23 protein-coding genes, 3 pseudogenes and 2 riboswitches are annotated in these 19396 nt (G+C 40.8%); of the genes and pseudogenes, 25 read left to right on the top strand and 1 reads right to left on the bottom strand.

Translation table 11 applies throughout. The features are described 5' to 3' along the window. Positions 1–113 precede the first annotated feature (113 nt). From bcbE to AC1TO8_RS02830, 18 genes and pseudogenes are all read left to right on the top strand, one after another. Positions 114–1337 (top strand): bacillibactin exporter BcbE, encoded by a 1224-nt coding sequence (gene bcbE / locus AC1TO8_RS02915; RefSeq protein WP_482054102.1) that lies wholly within the window; start codon positions 114–116, stop codon positions 1335–1337. Positions 1338–1396: 59 nt separating this feature from the next. Continuing rightward, positions 1397–1801 carry a nitrous oxide-stimulated promoter family protein gene (locus tag AC1TO8_RS02910; RefSeq protein WP_482054101.1) on the top strand — a complete coding sequence of 135 codons (405 nt, stop codon included), beginning with the start codon at positions 1397–1399 and terminating at the stop codon, positions 1799–1801. A 562-nt stretch (positions 1802–2363) separates the two neighbouring features. Then, positions 2364–2463, top strand: a riboswitch (glycine riboswitch). 152 nt (positions 2464–2615) lie between these two features. Next, positions 2616–3965, top strand: a complete 1350-nt coding sequence (locus AC1TO8_RS02905; protein WP_482054100.1) for an alanine/glycine:cation symporter family protein — start codon at positions 2616–2618, stop codon at positions 3963–3965. A gap of 115 nt (positions 3966–4080) precedes the next feature. Next, complete coding sequence (locus AC1TO8_RS02900) at positions 4081–4863, top strand: AAC(3) family N-acetyltransferase (RefSeq protein WP_482054099.1); 783 nt, start codon at positions 4081–4083, stop codon at positions 4861–4863. A 46-nt stretch (positions 4864–4909) separates the two neighbouring features. Next, positions 4910–5257, top strand: coding sequence for a ribosomal maturation YjgA family protein (locus tag AC1TO8_RS02895; protein ID WP_482054098.1), 348 nt, complete (start codon positions 4910–4912; stop codon positions 5255–5257). After that, a complete protein-coding gene (locus tag AC1TO8_RS02890) occupies positions 5254–5541 on the top strand; it encodes an immunity 53 family protein (protein ID WP_482054097.1) in 288 nt (95 codons plus the stop codon). Before AC1TO8_RS02895 ends, AC1TO8_RS02890 begins: the two co-directional genes overlap by 4 nt. Positions 5542–5661: 120 nt before the next feature. Then, positions 5662–5765: riboswitch (TPP riboswitch) on the top strand. A 140-nt stretch (positions 5766–5905) separates the two neighbouring features. Continuing rightward, entirely contained in the window at positions 5906–6532 is a 627-nt protein-coding gene (locus AC1TO8_RS02885) for a thiamine phosphate synthase (protein ID WP_482054096.1), read from the top strand. Between the two features lie 16 nt (positions 6533–6548). Beyond that, the gene (gene thiO, locus AC1TO8_RS02880; RefSeq protein WP_482054095.1) at positions 6549–7694 is read left to right on the top strand and encodes a glycine oxidase ThiO; all 1146 of its coding nucleotides are present in this window, start codon (positions 6549–6551) and stop codon (positions 7692–7694) included. Beyond that, positions 7688–7894 carry a sulfur carrier protein ThiS gene (gene thiS, locus AC1TO8_RS02875; RefSeq protein WP_482054094.1) on the top strand — a complete coding sequence of 69 codons (207 nt, stop codon included), beginning with the start codon at positions 7688–7690 and terminating at the stop codon, positions 7892–7894. The genes thiO and thiS overlap by 7 nt, the downstream gene beginning before the upstream one ends. Position 7895: 1 nt before the next feature. Then, positions 7896–8663, top strand: coding sequence for a thiazole synthase (locus AC1TO8_RS02870; RefSeq protein ID WP_482054093.1), 768 nt, complete (start codon positions 7896–7898; stop codon positions 8661–8663). Next, positions 8660–9679, top strand: coding sequence for a thiazole biosynthesis adenylyltransferase ThiF (locus AC1TO8_RS02865; protein ID WP_482054092.1), 1020 nt, complete (start codon positions 8660–8662; stop codon positions 9677–9679). Before AC1TO8_RS02870 ends, AC1TO8_RS02865 begins: the two co-directional genes overlap by 4 nt. A gap of 214 nt (positions 9680–9893) precedes the next feature. After that, positions 9894–10385 (top strand): GNAT family N-acetyltransferase, encoded by a 492-nt coding sequence (locus AC1TO8_RS02860; protein ID WP_482054091.1) that lies wholly within the window; start codon positions 9894–9896, stop codon positions 10383–10385. A gap of 17 nt (positions 10386–10402) precedes the next feature. Beyond that, positions 10403–10474 (top strand): annotated as a pseudogene (locus AC1TO8_RS02855) (hypothetical protein); the annotation flags it as partial. An 86-nt stretch (positions 10475–10560) separates the two neighbouring features. Further along, positions 10561–11331 carry a class I SAM-dependent methyltransferase gene (locus tag AC1TO8_RS02850; RefSeq protein ID WP_482054090.1) on the top strand — a complete coding sequence of 257 codons (771 nt, stop codon included), beginning with the start codon at positions 10561–10563 and terminating at the stop codon, positions 11329–11331. A gap of 26 nt (positions 11332–11357) precedes the next feature. Next, complete coding sequence (locus AC1TO8_RS02845) at positions 11358–12122, top strand: HAD-IIB family hydrolase (RefSeq protein ID WP_482054089.1); 765 nt, start codon at positions 11358–11360, stop codon at positions 12120–12122. Continuing rightward, positions 12119–12853 carry a nucleotidyltransferase family protein gene (locus tag AC1TO8_RS02840; RefSeq protein WP_482054088.1) on the top strand — a complete coding sequence of 245 codons (735 nt, stop codon included), beginning with the start codon at positions 12119–12121 and terminating at the stop codon, positions 12851–12853. The genes AC1TO8_RS02845 and AC1TO8_RS02840 overlap by 4 nt, the downstream gene beginning before the upstream one ends. A 1-nt stretch (position 12854) precedes the next feature. Next, positions 12855–13535: an SOS response-associated peptidase gene (locus tag AC1TO8_RS02835; RefSeq protein WP_482054087.1), complete on the top strand. Its 681-nt coding sequence runs from the start codon at positions 12855–12857 to the stop codon at positions 13533–13535. Between the two features lies 1 nt (position 13536). Next, entirely contained in the window at positions 13537–14154 is a 618-nt protein-coding gene (locus AC1TO8_RS02830; protein WP_482054086.1) for an NUDIX hydrolase, read from the top strand. 407 nt (positions 14155–14561) lie between these two features. On the opposite strand, the pseudogene AC1TO8_RS02825 reads toward AC1TO8_RS02830, so the two are convergent. Then, positions 14562–14732: pseudogene (locus AC1TO8_RS02825) on the bottom strand (CoA-disulfide reductase); the annotation flags it as partial. Between the two features lie 162 nt (positions 14733–14894). Here AC1TO8_RS02825 and fur point away from each other — a divergent pair. The 7 genes and pseudogenes from fur to AC1TO8_RS02790 all read left to right on the top strand — a co-directional run bounded on the left by fur (position 14895) and on the right by AC1TO8_RS02790 (position 19395). Beyond that, on the top strand, positions 14895–15365 hold the full coding sequence (gene fur / locus AC1TO8_RS02820; RefSeq protein ID WP_482054490.1) for a ferric iron uptake transcriptional regulator: 471 nt from the start codon (positions 14895–14897) through the stop codon (positions 15363–15365). Positions 15366–15452: 87 nt separating this feature from the next. Continuing rightward, a pseudogene (locus AC1TO8_RS02815) lies at positions 15453–15647 on the top strand (copper amine oxidase N-terminal domain-containing protein); the annotation flags it as partial. A 114-nt stretch (positions 15648–15761) separates the two neighbouring features. Continuing rightward, positions 15762–16160: a hypothetical protein gene (locus AC1TO8_RS02810; protein ID WP_482054085.1), complete on the top strand. Its 399-nt coding sequence runs from the start codon at positions 15762–15764 to the stop codon at positions 16158–16160. A 105-nt stretch (positions 16161–16265) separates the two neighbouring features. Beyond that, positions 16266–17147 carry an EamA family transporter gene (locus AC1TO8_RS02805; RefSeq protein WP_482054084.1) on the top strand — a complete coding sequence of 294 codons (882 nt, stop codon included), beginning with the start codon at positions 16266–16268 and terminating at the stop codon, positions 17145–17147. Positions 17148–17396: 249 nt separating this feature from the next. Then, positions 17397–17912, top strand: coding sequence for an NUDIX domain-containing protein (locus tag AC1TO8_RS02800; RefSeq protein WP_482054083.1), 516 nt, complete (start codon positions 17397–17399; stop codon positions 17910–17912). A gap of 326 nt (positions 17913–18238) precedes the next feature. Further along, positions 18239–18688: a GNAT family N-acetyltransferase gene (locus AC1TO8_RS02795; protein WP_482054082.1), complete on the top strand. Its 450-nt coding sequence runs from the start codon at positions 18239–18241 to the stop codon at positions 18686–18688. 44 nt (positions 18689–18732) lie between these two features. Then, positions 18733–19395 (top strand): HAD family hydrolase, encoded by a 663-nt coding sequence (locus tag AC1TO8_RS02790; protein ID WP_482054081.1) that lies wholly within the window; start codon positions 18733–18735, stop codon positions 19393–19395. Position 19396 lies beyond the last annotated feature (1 nt).

The following is a 19396-nucleotide window of genomic DNA, read 5'->3' as shown; positions in this document are numbered from 1 at the left end:
GTATGCCGTATGCTCGACAGGCTAAATAAAATGTATTAAATGGTATGTGAATATGAATGGATGAATTAAACCACAATAGATATGTCTACAGAACCTCAAAGGTGGTTAATTCAATGGATAATAAGAAATGGGACTTAGTAGCACTCGCTTCCATTCCACTCATCATGACGCTGGGTAACTCCATGCTGATTCCTATTTTGCCGCAAATTTCGCGTGAACTTCACGTAAGTTCTTTTAAAGTAAGTATGTTGATTACGGTGTATGCGATTGTTGCAATCCTGTTTATTCCCATTGCAGGTTATCTTTCAGATCGGTTCGGTAGAAAGAAAATCATTATTCCAAGTTTAATTATAGCAGCTGTAGGGGGGGCGGTCTCTGCGGTAGCTTCCTGGTTATTAAAGGATATGTCTGCATACTGGATCATTCTAGCAGGTAGGCTTCTACAGGGGATTGGTGCGGCCGGCGCTTTTCCTATCGTTATTCCTTTGGTTGGAGATATGTTCGAGAAAGAAGAAGACGTCAGTCACGGTCTTGGGATTATCGAGACGGCCAACACATTCGGAAAGGTTATTAGTCCAATTCTTGGGGCTGCCCTCGGGATGGTTCTATGGTATTTACCCTTTATTAGTATACCCGTGCTCTGTCTCATTTCTCTGCTGCTCGTTATATTTCTAGTTCAATCTCCACATAAGGGTGAGTCTAGCGTTTCTTTGAAGAAATTTTTGATGGGAACAAAGGACATATTGAAGGAAAAGGGCCGTTGGGTTTATGCGATCTTTGCTGTGGGTTGTATATGTATGTTCATTCTATTTGGAGTACTGTTCTATTTGTCGGAGACGTTGGAGTCGAAATATAAACTAGAAGGCGTTATTAAAGGGTTGGTGCTAGCGATCCCATTGGCGTTGCTTTGTCTGTGCTCATACATTAGTGGGAAGGTGATTGGCCAGAATAAGATGCTGATGAAATGGACCGGATTTGCAGGAATGGCTTTATTAACAGTTTGCCTAGTTATTATAGGTTTTAGTAGCCAAATTATTTTTGTGATTAGTTTATTTTCACTTTGCGGTGCAGGAATTGGGCTCGCACTTCCTTGTATGGATGCGTTAATTACGGAGGGGATTGAGAAAGAACAGCGAGGAACCATTACCTCTTTATATAGCAGTATGAGATTTATCGGGGTATCACTCGGACCACCTATTATATCCTTGTTACATAATATAGATCACTGGATTCTCTTCGATATAATGGCGATAGTCGCGGCAGTTGGCGGATTGCTGACCCTATTTGCGGTTAAGCCATCGGAGAACAAGAATGAGGATCTTAGAGGTGAGATATAGTTAATATTAGAACAGTCCGGTTGGAATTATAATGATATGGTTACTTGAAAGTGAGGTGCGTGACCATATCGGAAGAAATCAGTACGAAGCGGCGGGCTAAACCATTAGAAAATAGGGGTCCACGCATTGTTAGGGAGAAAGATATCGTAGCTATTATGATTCATAAATATTGTAAGGGGCATGGACATATTCGAAATGAGAACACGGAGAATGGTTCAGACGAAATGTGTACTGACTGCAAGGATCTAGTTCGCTATGCTCATGCTCGTCTTGCACTGTGCCGTTTCGGTGAGGATAAGACGACTTGCGGACGTTGCCCTGTTCACTGCTACAAGGCAGATCGACGTGTCCAGATTAAGGCTGTTATGAAGTATGCAGGACCACGCATGTTATGGAGCCATCCGTTAGAATCACTTCGCCATGCATTGGATGGATGGTCTGGACGGAGAAATAAACGTGTATAAATGGATGGATCATTTTAGAATGATCAACGAAGTTAAAGAGCCCTCAAGGTCAATGATCTTGAGGGCTCTTTGACTTTCAATGAAGAATAACTCAACTTTTGCAGCTTAAATTCGGCAGGTAAACCTTGATGTCCTTGAACAAACTGGTGATTTATTGCTGGAATTGTTTTTGGATGGTCGCAGCGTGGTGTTTGTATGAAAAACTATATAAAGTGCTGTCAATTGGCAGTAGTAGGATGGGTCTTATACGAAAAAACGTACAAAATGCACTCAATTGGCGCAGCAAGTTTAGGTTCTATACGGAAACCCGTACAAATCACCCAGGCACATCAAATAGTTAAGCCGAGTTTTCTCTGCGAAAGTTGAGTTAATAGCAAATAGAGTGCCGTTGAATGATTATTAAGCTACTTCACAGATTGTCCACTTGTGAAGTAGCTTGATAACTATGTATAATAGTGAAAATTCATATTGCTGGATGATGTTTGCGGGAGATGGAATGCAAGTTCCGACCGAAGGGGCAAAGCTCTCAGGTGCTTAGGTTAGTAGAAGCGGGACCGTGAACGGACAGAACTCTGGAGAGACCCTATATTTTACGGGCGCCGAAGGTGCAAGGCAGATGAAGATCTGCTTAAACTCTCAGGCAAAAGGACAGAGACAGGATTAAAATATGGTAGATATCACCTATGATTTGTGATTATTTTCACTAATTGATGGAATATTTGTGTTACCTTATATCCTGTGCCTCTCTCTAAGAGTCTAAATCAATTGATTTGGCTCTTTTTGTTATTTATTATTATTTGGGGGAGTGGTTTAGATGTTAGAATTATTAGAGAAAATTAGCAACGTGGTATGGGGAGCACCCTTACTTATTCTAGTCATGGGAACAGGGATTTGGCTGAGTATTCGATTGAATTTACTTCAGGTACTACGTCTACCGATGGCGCTCAAGTTGATTGGTAAAGCACCCAATGAGGGTGATGGTGATGTTAGCAGCTTTGGGGCATTAAGCACAGCGCTGGCCGCAACGGTAGGTACAGGTAATATTGTTGGTGTAGCCACAGCTATTAAGATGGGTGGTCCGGGAGCATTATTCTGGATGATGGTTGCAGCCTTTCTAGGAATGGCAACGAAATATGCAGAAGGATTGTTGGCTGTTAAGTATCGCACGATTGATAAGAATGGAAATTATTCGGGTGGACCGATGTATTATATTGAGAAAGGTCTCGGACCTCGCTTTAAACCGCTAGCAATCATGTTCGCTGCAAGTGGTATATTAGTAGCATTATTCGGTATAGGAACGTTTCCGCAGGTGAATGCGATTGTATCCTCAACAGAAGCGAGCTTTGGAGTTCCCATCGTAGTAACGGCTGTTATTCTAGCGGTGCTGACAGGAATTGTGACCATTGGAGGGATCAAGAGTATTGCTCAAGTGTCCACGAAGGTGGTTCCATTCATGTCCGTTTTGTATATTCTTGCTGCTCTAGGGGTTCTAATCACCTTCGCTGAGGAACTTCCACACGCGATCGCTCTAGTGTTCACATCTGCATTTTCAACGACTGCGGCAACAGGTGGTTTCGTCGGGGCGACGATTATGCTTGCGATGCGCAGTGGTGTTGCAAGAGGGATCTTCTCCAATGAGTCTGGCTTAGGAAGCGCACCAATCGCTGCAGCTGCAGCCAAAACGAAATGGGCAGCTGAGCAGGGATTGATTTCGATGACAGGTACCTTTATAGATACAATTATTATTTGTAATCTGACCGGACTGACTTTATTGGTAACAGGAGTATGGAATGGAAATAGCGAAGGTGCGCTTATGACGCAGGCAGCATTCGCCAGCGCTTTCCCTGCATTTGGAGCAGATTTACTGACCATCTGTTTGGTATTGTTCGCATTTACGACTATTCTAGGATGGAATTACTATGGGGAACGATGTGTTGAATATTTAATAGGGGTAAAGGGGATTAAACCATATCGTATCTTGTTCATAGCATTAGTAGCTGGTGGAGCATTTATCAAATTGGATGCGATTTGGCTGTTAGCTGATATTGTCAATGCGTTGATGGCATTCCCTAACTTGATTGCACTACTAGGTCTATCAGGTGTTGTAGTATCTGAGACACGAATATATATGGAGGCAATGGGTAAGGGGAAGCAGAAGGAATGATCCCGAGCTTGTCGAATGATATGGAGTGGACTCCCTACCTAATTAGAGATGGGATATAATAGAGTTGTGTAAGTCCATCATATAACATCAACGACATAAAGGAGATTACTTAATTATGCATACACACGCTAGTCTTTTGGAACAAATGAATCAAATGGAGATTAACCAAGAAGGTGTCGTACTTGTACACTCCTCCATGAAAAGTTTAGGTGAGGTAGAAGGAGGGGCTGATACGGTCCTCAACGTGTTGTCAGAATTCATGGAAGACGGACTGCTAGCTCTACCTACTCATACATGGGCTAATATAAATGCGAACAATCCTAAATATTATGTGGAAGAATCACCTTCTTGTATCGGTATTCTTCCTGAAATATTCCGTAAGCGACCGGGTGTCATACGCTCTTGGCATCCTACGCATTCCGTGGCGGCCTTGGGTGAGGGAGCGGAATCATTCACTACGGGTGATGAAGTGTTCGATACACCATGTGCCAGAGGTTCAGCATGGGGCAAATTATTGGATCGCCAGGCGACCATTCTACTCGTAGGGGTGGACTTGCGCAGAAATACGTTCATGCATGGGATTGAGGAATGGGTTGATATTCCAGGCAGAATGACCGATGATCCTGAACCGTTGCAAACCGTCTTAGCTGATGGAACCGTGATTGAAGTGCCATCCCGTAGGCATTGTGGACAGTCATGGTCAGAGTATTTCTGGAAGGTTGAGGACGTGATGGTGAAGCATGGTGCGATGTATTTCGGACAATTGGGTGATGCGGTTGTACGTGTATGTGACACGGTCAAGATGACTGAGGTTCTTACAGAAATGCTGCGTGAGTATCCCGATTTATTCTCGGACAATGAACCATTAAATGAGCATATGCAGCAGTTATTTGGATAAGTTAGTGAAGAATAGAGTAGTATACATATTTCTATTCTTTATAGTAATGACTTTAGGAATTTGTTCGAGGACCTTTTCAGATGTATTACCCTTATTTGTATCACGACATTTCGGAGATGCTTTGTGGGCAAGTATGGTTTACTTCGGTTGTCGGATATTGTTCTTACAGCAAAGATTACTTGTGTCTGTTTGTTTAAGTTTAATCTTTAGCTTTAGTATTGAATTCAGTCAGTTATATCAAGCGGATTGGATTATTGAAATACGATCAACACTATTGGGAGCATTAATATTAGGAAAAGGTTTCTTAGTCATTGATTTAATCCGATATGTGGCAGGGATCGCTTGTTCTTGTATTATGGATTATTACTTGTTTAACCGAGGAGGAAGAAGATGAGCAACCTGAAATGGTTAGAAGGTTGGTATGAGAATTATTGTGATGATGAGTGGGAGCAGACCCATATTTTGAAGATTGAATCGATAGACACTCCCGGATGGAGATTAACGGTACCTTTACTTGAGACTGAATTAGAGGGAAAAACGTTAGACGAAATTATTATTGATCGAGATGATCATGATTGGGTGAGATGTTGGATTAAGGATGGATATTTCGAAGGTGCAGGTGGATTGAGAAATTTAGAAGAGATGATACAGATCTTTAAGGAATGGGCGGAAAGCTAGCAGAGAGATACCATAAAAATATCTTAATGGGGAGTTCGTGGGGTTCTCAATTTCAAAGAATCTAAAAAAAGAGATTCTAAAGTTCCAATAATTGTGTTAGTATGTATCCAATTGAATACGTTAGATCACTAGGGGTGCTATTTGGCTGAGACGGAATGTGTGATTCCAAACCCTTTGAACCTGATCTGGATTATACCAGCGTAGGGAAGTGAGCTTGAGCTTTGGTTAAGATATTTTTGTATGCGTATATACGTCTACATTCTTTTGACTATAGTTAAAGGCCACCTTCTATTGCAGAGGGTGGCCTTTTCGCTGTTCCATCTTATCTGAGATTCGTCATACGAGAAAATAGGGAGGGAGTGCGATGTCAGCACGAGAATTACATGTGATCTCGAATGGTCAGTCTGAGTTAGAACACTTTGCAAGGATTGCGACACTTATTCATCCTTTTGTAACAGCATTCCATATAAGGGAGAACTCAAGTCATGCAGCTGAACTTTGGGCAGGGATATTGGCTTTAAGAGCAGGTGGAGTACCCCTTAGTAAAGTGATCATAAACGACCGAGTTGATGTGGCTTATGCCGCTGGAACTGGGGGAGTCCAGTTAAGCTACCGTAGCCTAGAAGTGCAGGCAGTGAGGAAAGCTTTCTCTGAATTGCGAATAGGACGTTCTGTTCACGCTGTTCAAGAGGCAGTGGAGATGAGTGAGCAAGGAGCTGATTATCTAGTGTTTGGGCATATCTTCCCAACAGCTTCTAAGCCCGGACAGCAAGCTAGAGGAACGAAGAAGTTAAAGGAAGTGGTGAAAAGTGTTCCTATTCCAGTTATTGCGATCGGAGGTATTAAGCCCGATCATGTGCAGCAGATTGTCGCAACTGGAGCAGCAGGTATTGCAATATTATCAGGGATTACTGCAGCAGATGATCCGTTAAGTGCAGTACACAATTATCGAGAGGCATTGGATATGAAAGGTTATGCTAAAAAAAAGTAGGAGGTTATTGACTAGAATGAAACAATTGGATGTCATTATTATCGGTGGCGGTGTTATTGGGAGTTCAATTGCCTATTATATGTCTGCGCGGGGAATGAAAGTTATCTTATTAGAGCGAGATCGCTTGGGTAGCCAAGCTTCGAGTGCGGCAGCGGGTATGCTTGCTGTACAGGCAGAGATCACTGAAGCAGGCCCGATGTTCGAGATGGCGCGTGCCAGTCGGACGTTATTTCCACAGCTAGCGAAGGATTTAAAGGACTTGACTGGAATAGATATCGGCTTGAAACGCAAAGGGATGTTTCGGCTAGCTGCAACTAAGGATGATATGCAAGAAGTTCAGCGTATTCTAGCTTTTCAAAAGCAAGTGGGAGAACAAGCGGAGTGGTTATCTCAAGAGCTGGTAGGACAACGTGAGCCCAAAATATCCGCAGATATAGAGGGAGCAATGTTCGCAGAAGAAGATAGTCATGTTGATGCACCTGAATTATGTCTTGCATTGGCGAAGGCAGCGGTAGTACTTGGAGCAGAAATAAAGGAATTTACTGAGGTTAAATCACTTCTCTGTGATCAAGAGCGTATTACTGGGGTAGTTACAAGCGAAGGAGAGCTTCACGCTAATCAAGTTGTGATATCTGCTGGGACTTGGAGTGATTCTCTGCTTAAGCAAGCTGGATTAACTTGTGAGATGTATCCAGTCAAAGGAGAGTGTTTCTCTGTGCTTAGTCATTCTCCGTTATTGAAATCTACCGTGTTTAGTGATGGTTGTTATCTCGTTCCGAAGAAAGGAGGACGACTCGTAGTTGGAGCTACGATGGTGGAACATAGTTATGATCGCAGGGCTACAATTGGAGGGATTTCTAAACTGTTAGATGCTGCAAAACGGATCTTACCAGGTATCGTGGAGGCGGAGTGGGAACAGGCTTGGAGTGGTCTTCGTCCGCAGACATTAGATGGGTTACCTTATTTGGGTGAGCATCCGACTTTGAAAGGGTTATATGTAGCAACGGGTCATTTTCGTAAAGGAATTCTACTTGGGCCAATTACGGGTAGCATTGTGGCAGATTGGGCTGAAGGAAAGAAGGAAAAGAACTTGTCTATAGATTCGTTTCGTGTCGATCGGCATCAGAATGTTAAGCGGGAACAGGTCGTGACTATATGCTAAAGTTACAAATTAATGGTGAACAGGTCGAAGTCGCTAATACATGTACGACAGTTACAGCATTATTGTCGCATTATGAATTAGAATCTAAGGTTGTTATTGTGGAGTGGAATCAGCAGATCTTAGAGAAATCAGATCATGAGACGACATGCTTGGCAGATGGAGATCGAATTGAGATTGTACATTTCGTAGGAGGTGGCTAATTTGTTGAAGATAGGAACACATGAATTTAGTTCAAGATTGCTATTAGGAACAGGGAAATTCCCAAGCTTTGAGATTCAAAAAGAAGCTGTTGATGTATCTGAGGCGCAAATCTTGACGTTTGCGGTTAGACGGATGAACATATTTGAGGCGACTCAGCCTAATTTTCTGGAAATGCTAGATATTAGTAGATATACATTACTTCCGAATACAGCAGGTGCTTCAACAGCAGAGGAAGCCGTTCGTATCGCTAAGTTAGCGAGAGCATCTGGGCTGTGCGACATGATAAAAGTCGAAGTGATTGGTGATTGGAAGACGCTGTTGCCAGATCCACTGGAGACGTTAAAAGCTTCGGAAATGCTTCTAGAGGAAGGATTTATCGTTCTACCCTATACATCAGATGATGTGTTATTAGCGAAAAGACTACAAGAATTAGGTGTTCATGCCATCATGCCAGGTGCATCCCCAATAGGTTCGGGTCAGGGTATTATTAATCCTTTAAATCTTAGCTTCATTATTGAGCAAGCAACGGTGCCGATCATTGTAGATGCGGGTATTGGTAGTCCTGCTGATGCAGCATTCGCTATGGAGCTTGGAGCCGATGCGGTATTACTGAATACGGCTGTTTCAGGAGCGCAGCATCCTGTGAAGATGGCTCTAGCAATGAAACTCGCGATTGAAGCGGGTAGATTAGGATTTGAAGCGGGTCGAATTCCGAAGAAGCGATATGCATCTGCTAGTAGTCCGATGGAAGGATGGAGTAGCACTTGAACGAGCGATATTCACGACAGAAGCTATTTGCACCGATAGGAGAATCGGGACAGCATAAGCTGGGTACGAAGCATGTCCTGATTATCGGTGCAGGGGCATTAGGTACAGGAAATGCTGAGGCACTAGTAAGAGCAGGTGTAGGTAAGATAACGATTGTTGATCGAGATTACGTGGAATGGAGTAACCTGCAACGCCAACAACTATACTGTGAAGCGGATGCGGAGCAACGCATACCCAAAGCTATTGCAGCGAGGCAAAGGTTGATGGAGATTAATTCGATGGTGGAAGTGAATGCACATGTAATGGACGTTACGACAAGTGAGATACAATATATGGTCTTGGGTGTCGATCTGATCATTGACGCGACAGATAACTTTGATACTCGGTTGCTAATGAACGATGTTTCTCAAAAGGTTCGTGTACCTTGGATTTATGGAGCATGTGTCGGTAGCTATGGGATCACATATACCATTATTCCTGGAGAGACTCCTTGCCTGAACTGCTTACTCGAAACCGTACCGTTAGCTGGAGCTACCTGTGACACGGTGGGTATTATTAGTCCAGCTGTACAAATGGTTATCGCTTATCAGTCAGCAGAAGCTTTGAAGTTATTGGTAGGGGATGTATCTTCATTACGTAATAAACTTACTTCTTTCGATCTATGGAGTAATCAGCACTCTTCCATAAATGTACATAGCATGAAGAGGCTGTCATGTCTTTCCTGCGGAGAAAAGCCGACCTATCCCTATCTTTCTGAGTCAAATCATACGAGAACAGCCGTCTTATGTGGAAGAGATACGGTTCAGATTCGACCACCCGTACCGATAAGACGAGATTTAGTGAAACTCGTTGCAGTTTTCGCTCAACAAGGATATCGAGTAGAGTATAACCCATACCTGGTTTCGTTATATACAGGTAATCATAGGTTGGCTATTTTTCAAGATGGAAGAGTGTTGGTACACGGAACGAATGATATTGCTGAAGCTAAGAGCTTGTATCATCGATATTTAGGTTGATCTTATGGCATGCTCAAAATAGGGGAGAAGCCCAGTGACGAGAGTCATCCTGGACTTCTCTTCTCCTTCTTTTGAAAAATGCTTACCTTATCTTTGATCAGTAGGAAATCAACTAGCTTGATATACAACTTAACCTATATAATGGAATACATAATGTATTATATTTCAATTTTAATGATTATAGAGACTTTTTATAAACGGAGGTGTTGTGTCCATGATTCGGTTATGTAACGAACAAGATGTGAAATCTATATATGACATCATAAATGATGCCGCTCAAGCATATAAAGGGATCATCCCAGAAGATAGATACCATGAACCTTATATGTCTCTTGAAGAGTTAAATGAAGAAATGAATAATGGTGTGCTTTTCTGGGGGTATGTAGTGGATAACAAGGTTGTTGGCGTGATGGGATTGCAAGAAAAAGGTGATGTTTCCCTTATACGCCATGCTTATGTGAGGACCAATCAACGTAATCTCGGTTTGGGTGGTAAGTTATTAGTTTATTTGGTTTCTTTAACAAAGAAGCCTTTACTCATTGGCACCTGGGAGTCAGCATTCTGGGCAATTGGATTCTATGAGAAATATGGGTTCCAGGTCGTATCTAATGAATCTAAAGAGGAGTTATTACGTAAATACTGGAATGTCCCGGATAAACAAATCCAAACATCGGTCGTTTTAACGAATGAAATCAGGTACCTGTAAATGAGTACTTCTTCTTAGGAGATAATCCTAACGATAGTTTCGACTCTCATACATGGGATTGTCCTTTTGTTTATTACTATAAACTATAAGTGCTATTTGTTTTATATATTTCAACAATAACCATTTTTATGTAATAATACCTTCAACAACATTATTGTCATGAAGGAGGATGTACATGATGGGATCAATACATGAATGGAAACCGGAATTATATGATGATAAATTAGGGTTTGTTTCACAGTACGGAAAAGGAATATTGGAGATATTAAATGTTCAGCAAGGTGAAAGAATTCTAGATCTGGGGTGCGGAACAGGTGATTTAAGTTTTGGAATTGCACAATTAGGGGCTTCAGTCACAGGCATGGATTTATCCGAAGAAATGATGGACAGAGCGAGAAGAAAGTACCCTGACATCAAATTTATTAGCGGAAATGCTGAGAATTTTTCATTGGATCAACAAGTAAATGCTGTATTCTCGAATGCTGCTTTACATTGGATCAAGAATGCAGAGAACGTTATATCATGTGTCTGGAATGCTTTAGAAGAGGGTGGCCGTTTTGTTGCAGAATTTGGTGGGAAGGGTAATATAGAGATTATAGTAAAGTCTATTACTGATGTACTAGCACAAGATTATGGTGTGGATGCGAACGAGCTTAACCCTTGGTATTTTCCGAGTATAGGAGAATATAGCCATTTGTTAGAACAACAGGGCTTCGTAGTAACCTACGCGGTTCACTTTGACCGTCCTACACAACTGGAAGATGGAGAGAATGGGCTAGCACATTGGTTAAATGGACTTGCAGCCGATGTGTTTTTTAAAGGTTTCACGGAGTCAGACAAGAAACGTGTTTTCGAAAGAATAGCCGATATCGCTAGAAAGTCATTATTTGACGGTGAATCTTGGGTTGCTGACTATAAGAGAATAAGAGTCGTGGCTATAAAATAAGAAGGAGTACTACGGGAGATGAAAATTTGAAATTTGTATTTGATTTGGATGGAACGATTTGTTTCAAAGGGCAGCCGATATCAGAAGGGATAGTACAGCGTTTAGAACAACTAATAGAAGAAGGTCATGAGGTGATCTTCGCTTCAGCTCGACCCATTCGCGATATGCTTCCCGTTGTTGATAAAAGGTTTCATAATCATATCTTAATAGGTGGGAATGGTTCACTTGTTTCAAAAGAAGGAAAAGTGATCCACGTAAACTCATTTATGGTGGAACAAGTAGGGCAGATCAAGGAGCTTATTCGAGATCATGAGGCTACCTATTTAATCGATGGTGACTGGGATTACGCATATACTGGAGCAATGGATCATCCTATTTTAAATAATGTAGATTCCATGAAACTGGCTAAGAGGGTTTCTGTCGAATCTCTTGAAAGAATCGTTAAAATACTTATATTATCGGCGACCAATATGGAGAAATTATCGGAAAAGTTAGCGGAGCTTGATGTGGTTGTGCATAAACATAAAGACGAGAATGTGCTCGATATTAGTCCTAGAAACATTCATAAGTGGAGTGCTTTGCAAGCCATCGGAGTTGAAGAGAAACAATTTATAGCTTTTGGGAATGATGCCAATGATATTAGTATGTTTAAAGCTGCGCTGCATTCCGTTAGAATTGGTCATCATCCTGAACTAGGCGAGTATGCCACGGAAAGTATATCGCTGGGAACTGATGTGGAGAGAAGTATTATTGATACAATAGGAGAGCTATCTGAGAGGAGATTAATATGATCGCACTAGTCCTAGCTGCTGGGTATGCAACGAGATTGTATCCACTCACATTAAATCAGCCTAAATCGTTGTTGCCCATTGGCAATCGGAGTATCTTGGACTATATGATAGATGAATTAGAACAACTTGAAGAGATATCACAAATCTATATCGTGAGTAACGATAAATTTTACCAAGCGTTCGTAGATTGGGCTGACTCAAGGACGACGAATACAAGGCTTCATATCATTAACGATGGCACAACAACAGTGGAGAATAAATTAGGGGCAATTGGAGATATTCACTATGTGATTGAGAAAGAGCAAATCCAAGATGATCTCATGGTGCTAGCGGGTGATAATATTTTCACATTCGATCTTCGAGATTATATTCAATTCTTTTATAAGGAATATAGGGACAGTATTCTAGTGCAGAAATTGGATGAATTAGAAGACCTGCAAAGAGTTGGTGTTGTGGAGTTAGATAACGAACAGAGAGTATTATCTTTTGAAGAGAAGCCTGTTCATCCGAAAACGAATATAGGTGTGTTTGCTATTTATATTTATAGAAAAGATACGTTACCGTTATTCGATCAGTATTTAAGTGAAGGACATAATCCAGACGCTCCTAGCTATTTCCCGGAATGGTTACATTCTCGCAAAGAGATCAGGGCATACGATGCCGATGGGGATAGCTATGATATAGGGACTCATGAAGCATATCAGGAGGTTCAGACACTATGGAGGTGTTGACATGTGTGGACGATATACAATAACCGTCTCTATGGAAGAGTTGTTAGTCAGATACTTAACGAATGATTCGACCATGATCCACTACGCCCCGAAATATAATGCAGCCCCCATGCAACTCATCCCAGCTGTCATACATAATGGTTCAGGGAATAGATTAGGAGAACTCCGCTGGGGTCTTGTCCCGTCCTGGGCGAAGGATCAGAAGTTGGGCAGTAAAATGATCAATGCAAGAGCAGAAACGTTGTTGGAGAAAGCCTCGTTCAAACGTCTTGTTAGTACTAGACGATGTATTATCCCGGCAGATGGGTTTTACGAGTGGAAGAAGGAAGGTAGTAGCAAACAACCGATGAGAATCGTCATGCGTGATGGAGACATTTTCTCAATGGCAGGGTTATATGATATTTGGATAGATCCCGACGGTAAGAAAGTAAGTACCTGTACGATCATCACGACAACACCTAATAGTCTCATCGCAGACATACATGATCGCATGCCAGTCATTGTGCGGCGCGAAGACGAGGCGGAATGGTTGAGTCGAGATAATCGTGATGAATCGTCACTAATGGCGTTACTTCGTCCATATGAGGCCGATAAGATGCACGCCTATCCTGTGTCATCTACTGTAGGAAGTGTGAAGAATGACTCAAAGGAATTAATTGAAGAAATAGAGGTGGGTGATTGATATGAATCTGAAATGGCTTGAATGGGCGAAGCAAATCCAGGCAATTAGTCAGAATGGGCTTGCATATTCCAAGGATGTTTATGATCTGGAGCGTTTCGGACAATTAAGGGATCTTAGTATTACGATATTGAATGAATATACAGATGTGGAGATTGATAAGATCAGAACACTGTTTGCGAGTGAGAAGGGATATGCAACACCTAAAGTGGATGTGCGAGGAGTTGTTTTTCAGAATGATGAAATCTTGCTTGTGAAAGAGCGGCTTGATGGGGCGTGGGCATTACCCGGGGGATGGGCAGATATAGGACTCTCACCACGTGAGGTCGTTATTAAAGAGATAAAAGAAGAATCGGGGTATGATGTTAGAACCATTCGATTACTAGGAATTTTGGACACGAAATTTCATGATCATCCACCGTCTGCGCTACATGTTTATAAAGTATATATTTTGTGTGAGATTACCGGTGGAGATGCCTCTGGCGGAGTAGAAACTTCTGAAGTGAATTTCTTTAAGGAGAATGAATTACCAGTCCTATCGGAAGAAAGAGTTACCGAGAAGCAAATAAAAGAATTGTTTAAATTTCTGAGAGATCTCAATAAAGAGATTTTGTTAGATTAGGATGTGACAAGACTTGAAAAAGCTGCTCCTATTCATAAGCTTATGTGTTATCACATTGACGACGTATATTGTAGTAAAGTATCGCTATACCCCCTCGAAATAGAACAAAAGAAGGGGATAGGTATGAAGTTTACGTTCCGCCTTTAACAGCGGATGTAGCCCATATCTATCCGTTCCTACCCACCACATGAACTCTTTCGCCAAGGGAAGCTTAGCTGTCCCTACTTAGATAAACAGATTAATACCGGATTGGTCTGCCTTTCCTCAATAATAACCAACTCCACCGATCTGAACGTGATCGATTAATTCTTCTCGTGTGATACCCATGCCCATCATATCATTTTGGATATCGATAATTTACGACTTCCGCGGGGTAACATGGCTCCGAACATCCGTCCTATGAAGGTTTTGTCGACCCCGTTGAATCTGACTGCTTGTGCTCCGAGAACCGTCCCTTCATCGTTGAACAGAAGTTTGATCGTCATCGGTGTAGCTCTAGGCTAGTAAGTAGCATGAGAACTTGGGTGAACATATATTACATAGTAAGGAATATTTAAACGTTGCAATGTCTTCTCATTTCTCCTCCCCCAAAAAGTGCTTATTATGCTTTATAGTGCAAGATGCAACCATGATCTTGATATACAACCAGATTCATGTTATTATCATATAATAATAATTATAAATAAAATTTATGACAAATATAATATTAGAAAAGATTGAGGAGGTGTCGTTGGTCTATGATTAAAGAGCGCATCGAGGAAATCAGAAAACAATTGACTGCTAAAGGATTTAAGCTCACAACGCAACGGGAAGCAACGGTAAAAGTGTTGTTAGAGAATGAAGAGAATCATTTAACGACGGAAGAAATTTATATGATTGTTAAAGGTATAATTCCGGAAGTGGGTATTGCTACAGTATATCGAACCTTGGAGTTGTTGAAAGAACTTCGTGTAGTTGAGAAAGTTAATTTTGGTGATGGCATTGCACGTTTTGACTTACGTAGTAAAGATCAAGCTCATTTCCATCATCATATTATTTGTACGGAATGTGGAGATGTGCAAGAAATTAAGGAAGATTGGTTGTTACCGTTAGAAATACGCGTCCAACGCGAGTTTGGCTTCACAGTTACCGATCACCGTCTTGATTTTCAAGGAGTATGTCATTCCTGTAAAGCCAATCGTACCAGTGGGACATGCAAATCGGTTTCTTGAATAACCTCTCTATAAGAGGACAATGAGCCCAGAATATATTCTGTGGCTTTTTTTGTACGTGCTATCATAGATAGACTGACCTAATATATTGAAATAGGGTATTATATTAGTAAAGGAGAGCATAAAGTACAACTTACTGTCGGGAGTAAGCAAGCTGTCGTCAATGACAAAGAAGCTGCACTGAAGGAAGTATCAGAAATTAGAGAAGGAAGAGTATTCATACCTCTTCGTTTCGCTGTTAAAAGCTTAGGCGCTAGAATTAAATGGGATGCAACTACACGCACAGCTGCTATTGAGTCAACCTTTTCATCAGCCAAAGCCAAATCGGTCATTGCGGATATAGCGGAAAAGGTGATTCAAGCATTAAAGAATAAAGATTTGATATCACTGTCGAATATGAGCAATCAGAACAAGGGTATTCGGTTCTCTCCCTATGGCTATGTCAAATTGGACGAAGATCGAGTGTTAACTCATGAGGGGATCGCCAAAGGATTTGACGACAATAAGAAGTATATTTGGGGATTGGAAGATGGGACTGGAACTCCAATTTCGAGGACTTTTGACTCTTACTATAATCGATTTGTGTACAGTAGTGATTTTGCTAAAGCGCCGCAGATCAGTTACAATCAGACGCTTGGTACTGGCAATACATTGAATAATGTCCGTGCTATCTATCCTAACGCCATCGTTGTTTTGAATATTACTACGATGGATTTGACCCGCAGTATGAAGGGATGGACTGGCAGAGCTTACGTCTTGTATTTGAGAGCGAAGCTGATAGAAGGGTCTTGGTAGGGATTATCCATGATGAATGGACGATATAAGCAAACAATTAACATTCTTATATTATAAAAACTAAAGTTGTGGATCGAACAACAAGTTGAAGGAGCATAATTTATCATGTGGCTGTTACTCGCGGCCCTTTCAGCCCTTTGTTTCGGGCTAAGGGGTATTTTCTATCATTGGTCTTCACAGCAAGGAATAGATCGGAATTTGATGCTGTTCGGCGTGTTTTTCACAGGCGCTGTAGCAAGTGTGTCTGCTAGTTTTATGTTTGGTCAGGATTGGACAGCTAGTGCGTTAACGGGTTTATTTATGGGGACGTTCTCATTTGTTGCTAACGCATGTATGTTTCAGGGATTCGCTGTAGGGAAATCATCACTCATTGCGATTTTGACAGGACTACCGCCGGTCGTTGTTGTAGTTCTAGCATATATATTGTGGGGAGAAACATTAACATTAGGGCAACTATTTGCTTTTGTTCTCATCGTTGTTGGTATTTTGACAGTGCGTTATTCAAATGACCTGCGGATAGGTAATCTTCAAGGAGCTCAGTGGGGACTGTTGGCTATGCTGTTCTTTGGAATGAATGATATGGCAGGTAAATATTCTACTAAATTGGAAGCGGATCTGTTTCCAACGTTATCTTATATGTTTACGATTGGTTCATTCTTTTTTGCAGTATGGTGGCTTGTTGACAAGAATAAGAAGAGTAAGAATGCTATAACAACTGAAGTTGTTCAAGTGAAGTCAAGCCGCTGGTCTGAAAAGCGAACGTTCTTATGGGGAATGTTGATTGGTCTGACCAATTTTTTTGGAATGATATTAATCATTAGTGCATTTAAGTATGGTGTTACTAGTCTTGTCTCAGCTGTTGTGGCGATTAACGTACTTATGATTCTTTTATATACCCGGGTATTTGTGAAAGTCAAATTTAGTAGACTAGAAGTCACAGGTATGGTGATAGCATTAGTCGGGATATTGGCACTTCGATTGTTATAATTCTGTATTTTGAATAACCCGAAAGATGGACACATTGACATCAAAGTGAACATCTTACGGGTTATTTGTTGTCGGATCCTTCATTTAATATGAATAATAAATAGAGGATATTTATATAATTCTAACGAATTATTATTATGTAATGTTAGTGTGAAAGTGACTAATTCAAAAGAGTGAGTCATATAATATGATGGGATAAGTTTTTTTGAAGCGGCGATTGGAACATTACGAAAAGGAGGAGAACATAGAATGAAATTAATCCGAGAGATAGACGATACTGTTATTACTCGAGAAGAGATGAACTTGCAGGACATTACATTTAATGTGAGAAAATCATCGAGGGCGATTGTCTCAAATTCATCTAAGCAAATTGCTATCATTTATGTATCAAAGGATAAGTATCACAAGCTTCCAGGTGGTGGAATTGAGAAAGGCGAGGATTACATGAGCGCCTTGAATCGGGAATTGATGGAAGAGGCAGGTGTAGAAGTTACTGTGCTCGGTGAAATAGGTATGATTATTGAGTATAGGAAGGATCATCGACTTCTCCAAATATCGAATTGTTATGCCGCTGAAATGATAGGTGAATTAGTAGAACCTTCTTTAACGAAAGATGAGAGAAGTAAAGGGTTTGTGTTGAAATGGGTGGATTTGGCGGAGGCGATTTCTCTTTTGGAGAATGACCATCCTAGAAATTATGCAGGAAAATTTATTAAAGAGAGAGATCTGACATTTTTGAAGGAAGCTGCGACATTAAATGAATAAAGATGTTTCTTGTTTAAATGACACAAAAAGGCTGTTTTCCTGTCCGATCTGACAGAGAAATAGCCTTTTTAGAACGTGAAATATTGGGCTAGATTAAACGGTATCCACTTGGTAAGATGTCAGTATTACGAATATTTCGGATTTGGGCTAAAGTTAATCTTTGATTACTTGAAATTAACGATTCTAAATCATTCCCAGCGATTAAATCATCTAAATCTCGGATGATGCGGTTTCGACGAAAGTTCTCTTCAGATTAAATGATGAGACGGGGAAAAGTCTGAGATATACTTACTTGTTTGGAATAAATGAAGAGGAAGTGTTAAAGTATGCATGTTATTATTCAGGCTACGATGGAAGATTTGGAAGAGGTTGTGTTACTGTTTGATCAATACCGAATTTTTTATGGACAAGATTCTGACACGAACCAAGCGCGCACCTTCATATCTGCTAAATTTGAAAATAATGAATCCGTTATTATGTTAGTTAGAGATACGATTTCCGATGAGTCCATTGGGTTTATACAGATGTATCCTTCATTCTCTTCTGTCTCGATGAGAAAAATATGGATACTTAACGACTTATTTGTTATTGAGAAATACAGACGACAAGGCGTTGCTCAATCACTTTTAGATGAAGCAGCACATTTTGCACGTAAAACGAAAGCTAAAGGTATTGAATTATCTACTGCTTCAAATAATGTAAACGCACAAAGGCTTTATGAGTTGAATGGTTATGAGAAAGATGAAGTTTATGTTCACTATGGATTGGAAATCTAGAGAATAACAGAAGGATCAAGATTCTAATTAGAAGGGGTGTTAAGATGCAATTTCAATATATACTATTCGATTTAGATGGCACGCTCACAGATCCTAAGATGGGTATTACGCAGGGTGTCCAATATGCTCTGAACAGATTTGACATTGTGGAAAATGATTTGGATAGTCTAGAACCATTCATAGGTCCGCCCTTAGCGCATTCTTTTGCTGAGTTTTATGGATTCTCGGAATTGGATTGCCAAAAGGCTATTGGATATTATAGAGAGTATTTCGCAGAACAAGGTCTGTATGAGAATGCGGTCTATGCTGGTATTCCAGAGTTGCTGCAAACATTAATCAATCAGAAGAAGACGCTAATTGTAGCAACCTCAAAACCAACGGTATACGCAGAGAAGATCATTCGACACTTCGGGATGGACTCGTTTTTTCAACAAATATATGGAAGTAATCTGGATAATACTCGGTCTGATAAAAGTGAAATCATTCGGTCGATTATTGATGAGAATGACCTTGATAAATCACGCATGATCATGATTGGAGACCGTAAATACGATATTATTGGGGCTAATCATAATGGTATTGCCTCGATTGCTGTTGAATATGGTTATGGTAATCGTGAGGAATTATTGGAGTGTGAGCCTACATATATTGTGAACACGGTCGAGAAGTTAAAGGATCTCTTCTGTCAAGAAGTGAGGAGAGATTAGC

The sequence above is a fragment of the Paenibacillus sp. Y859 genome (genome assembly GCF_056786405.1).
This window is presented reverse-complemented; position numbering and strand designations above follow the sequence as displayed.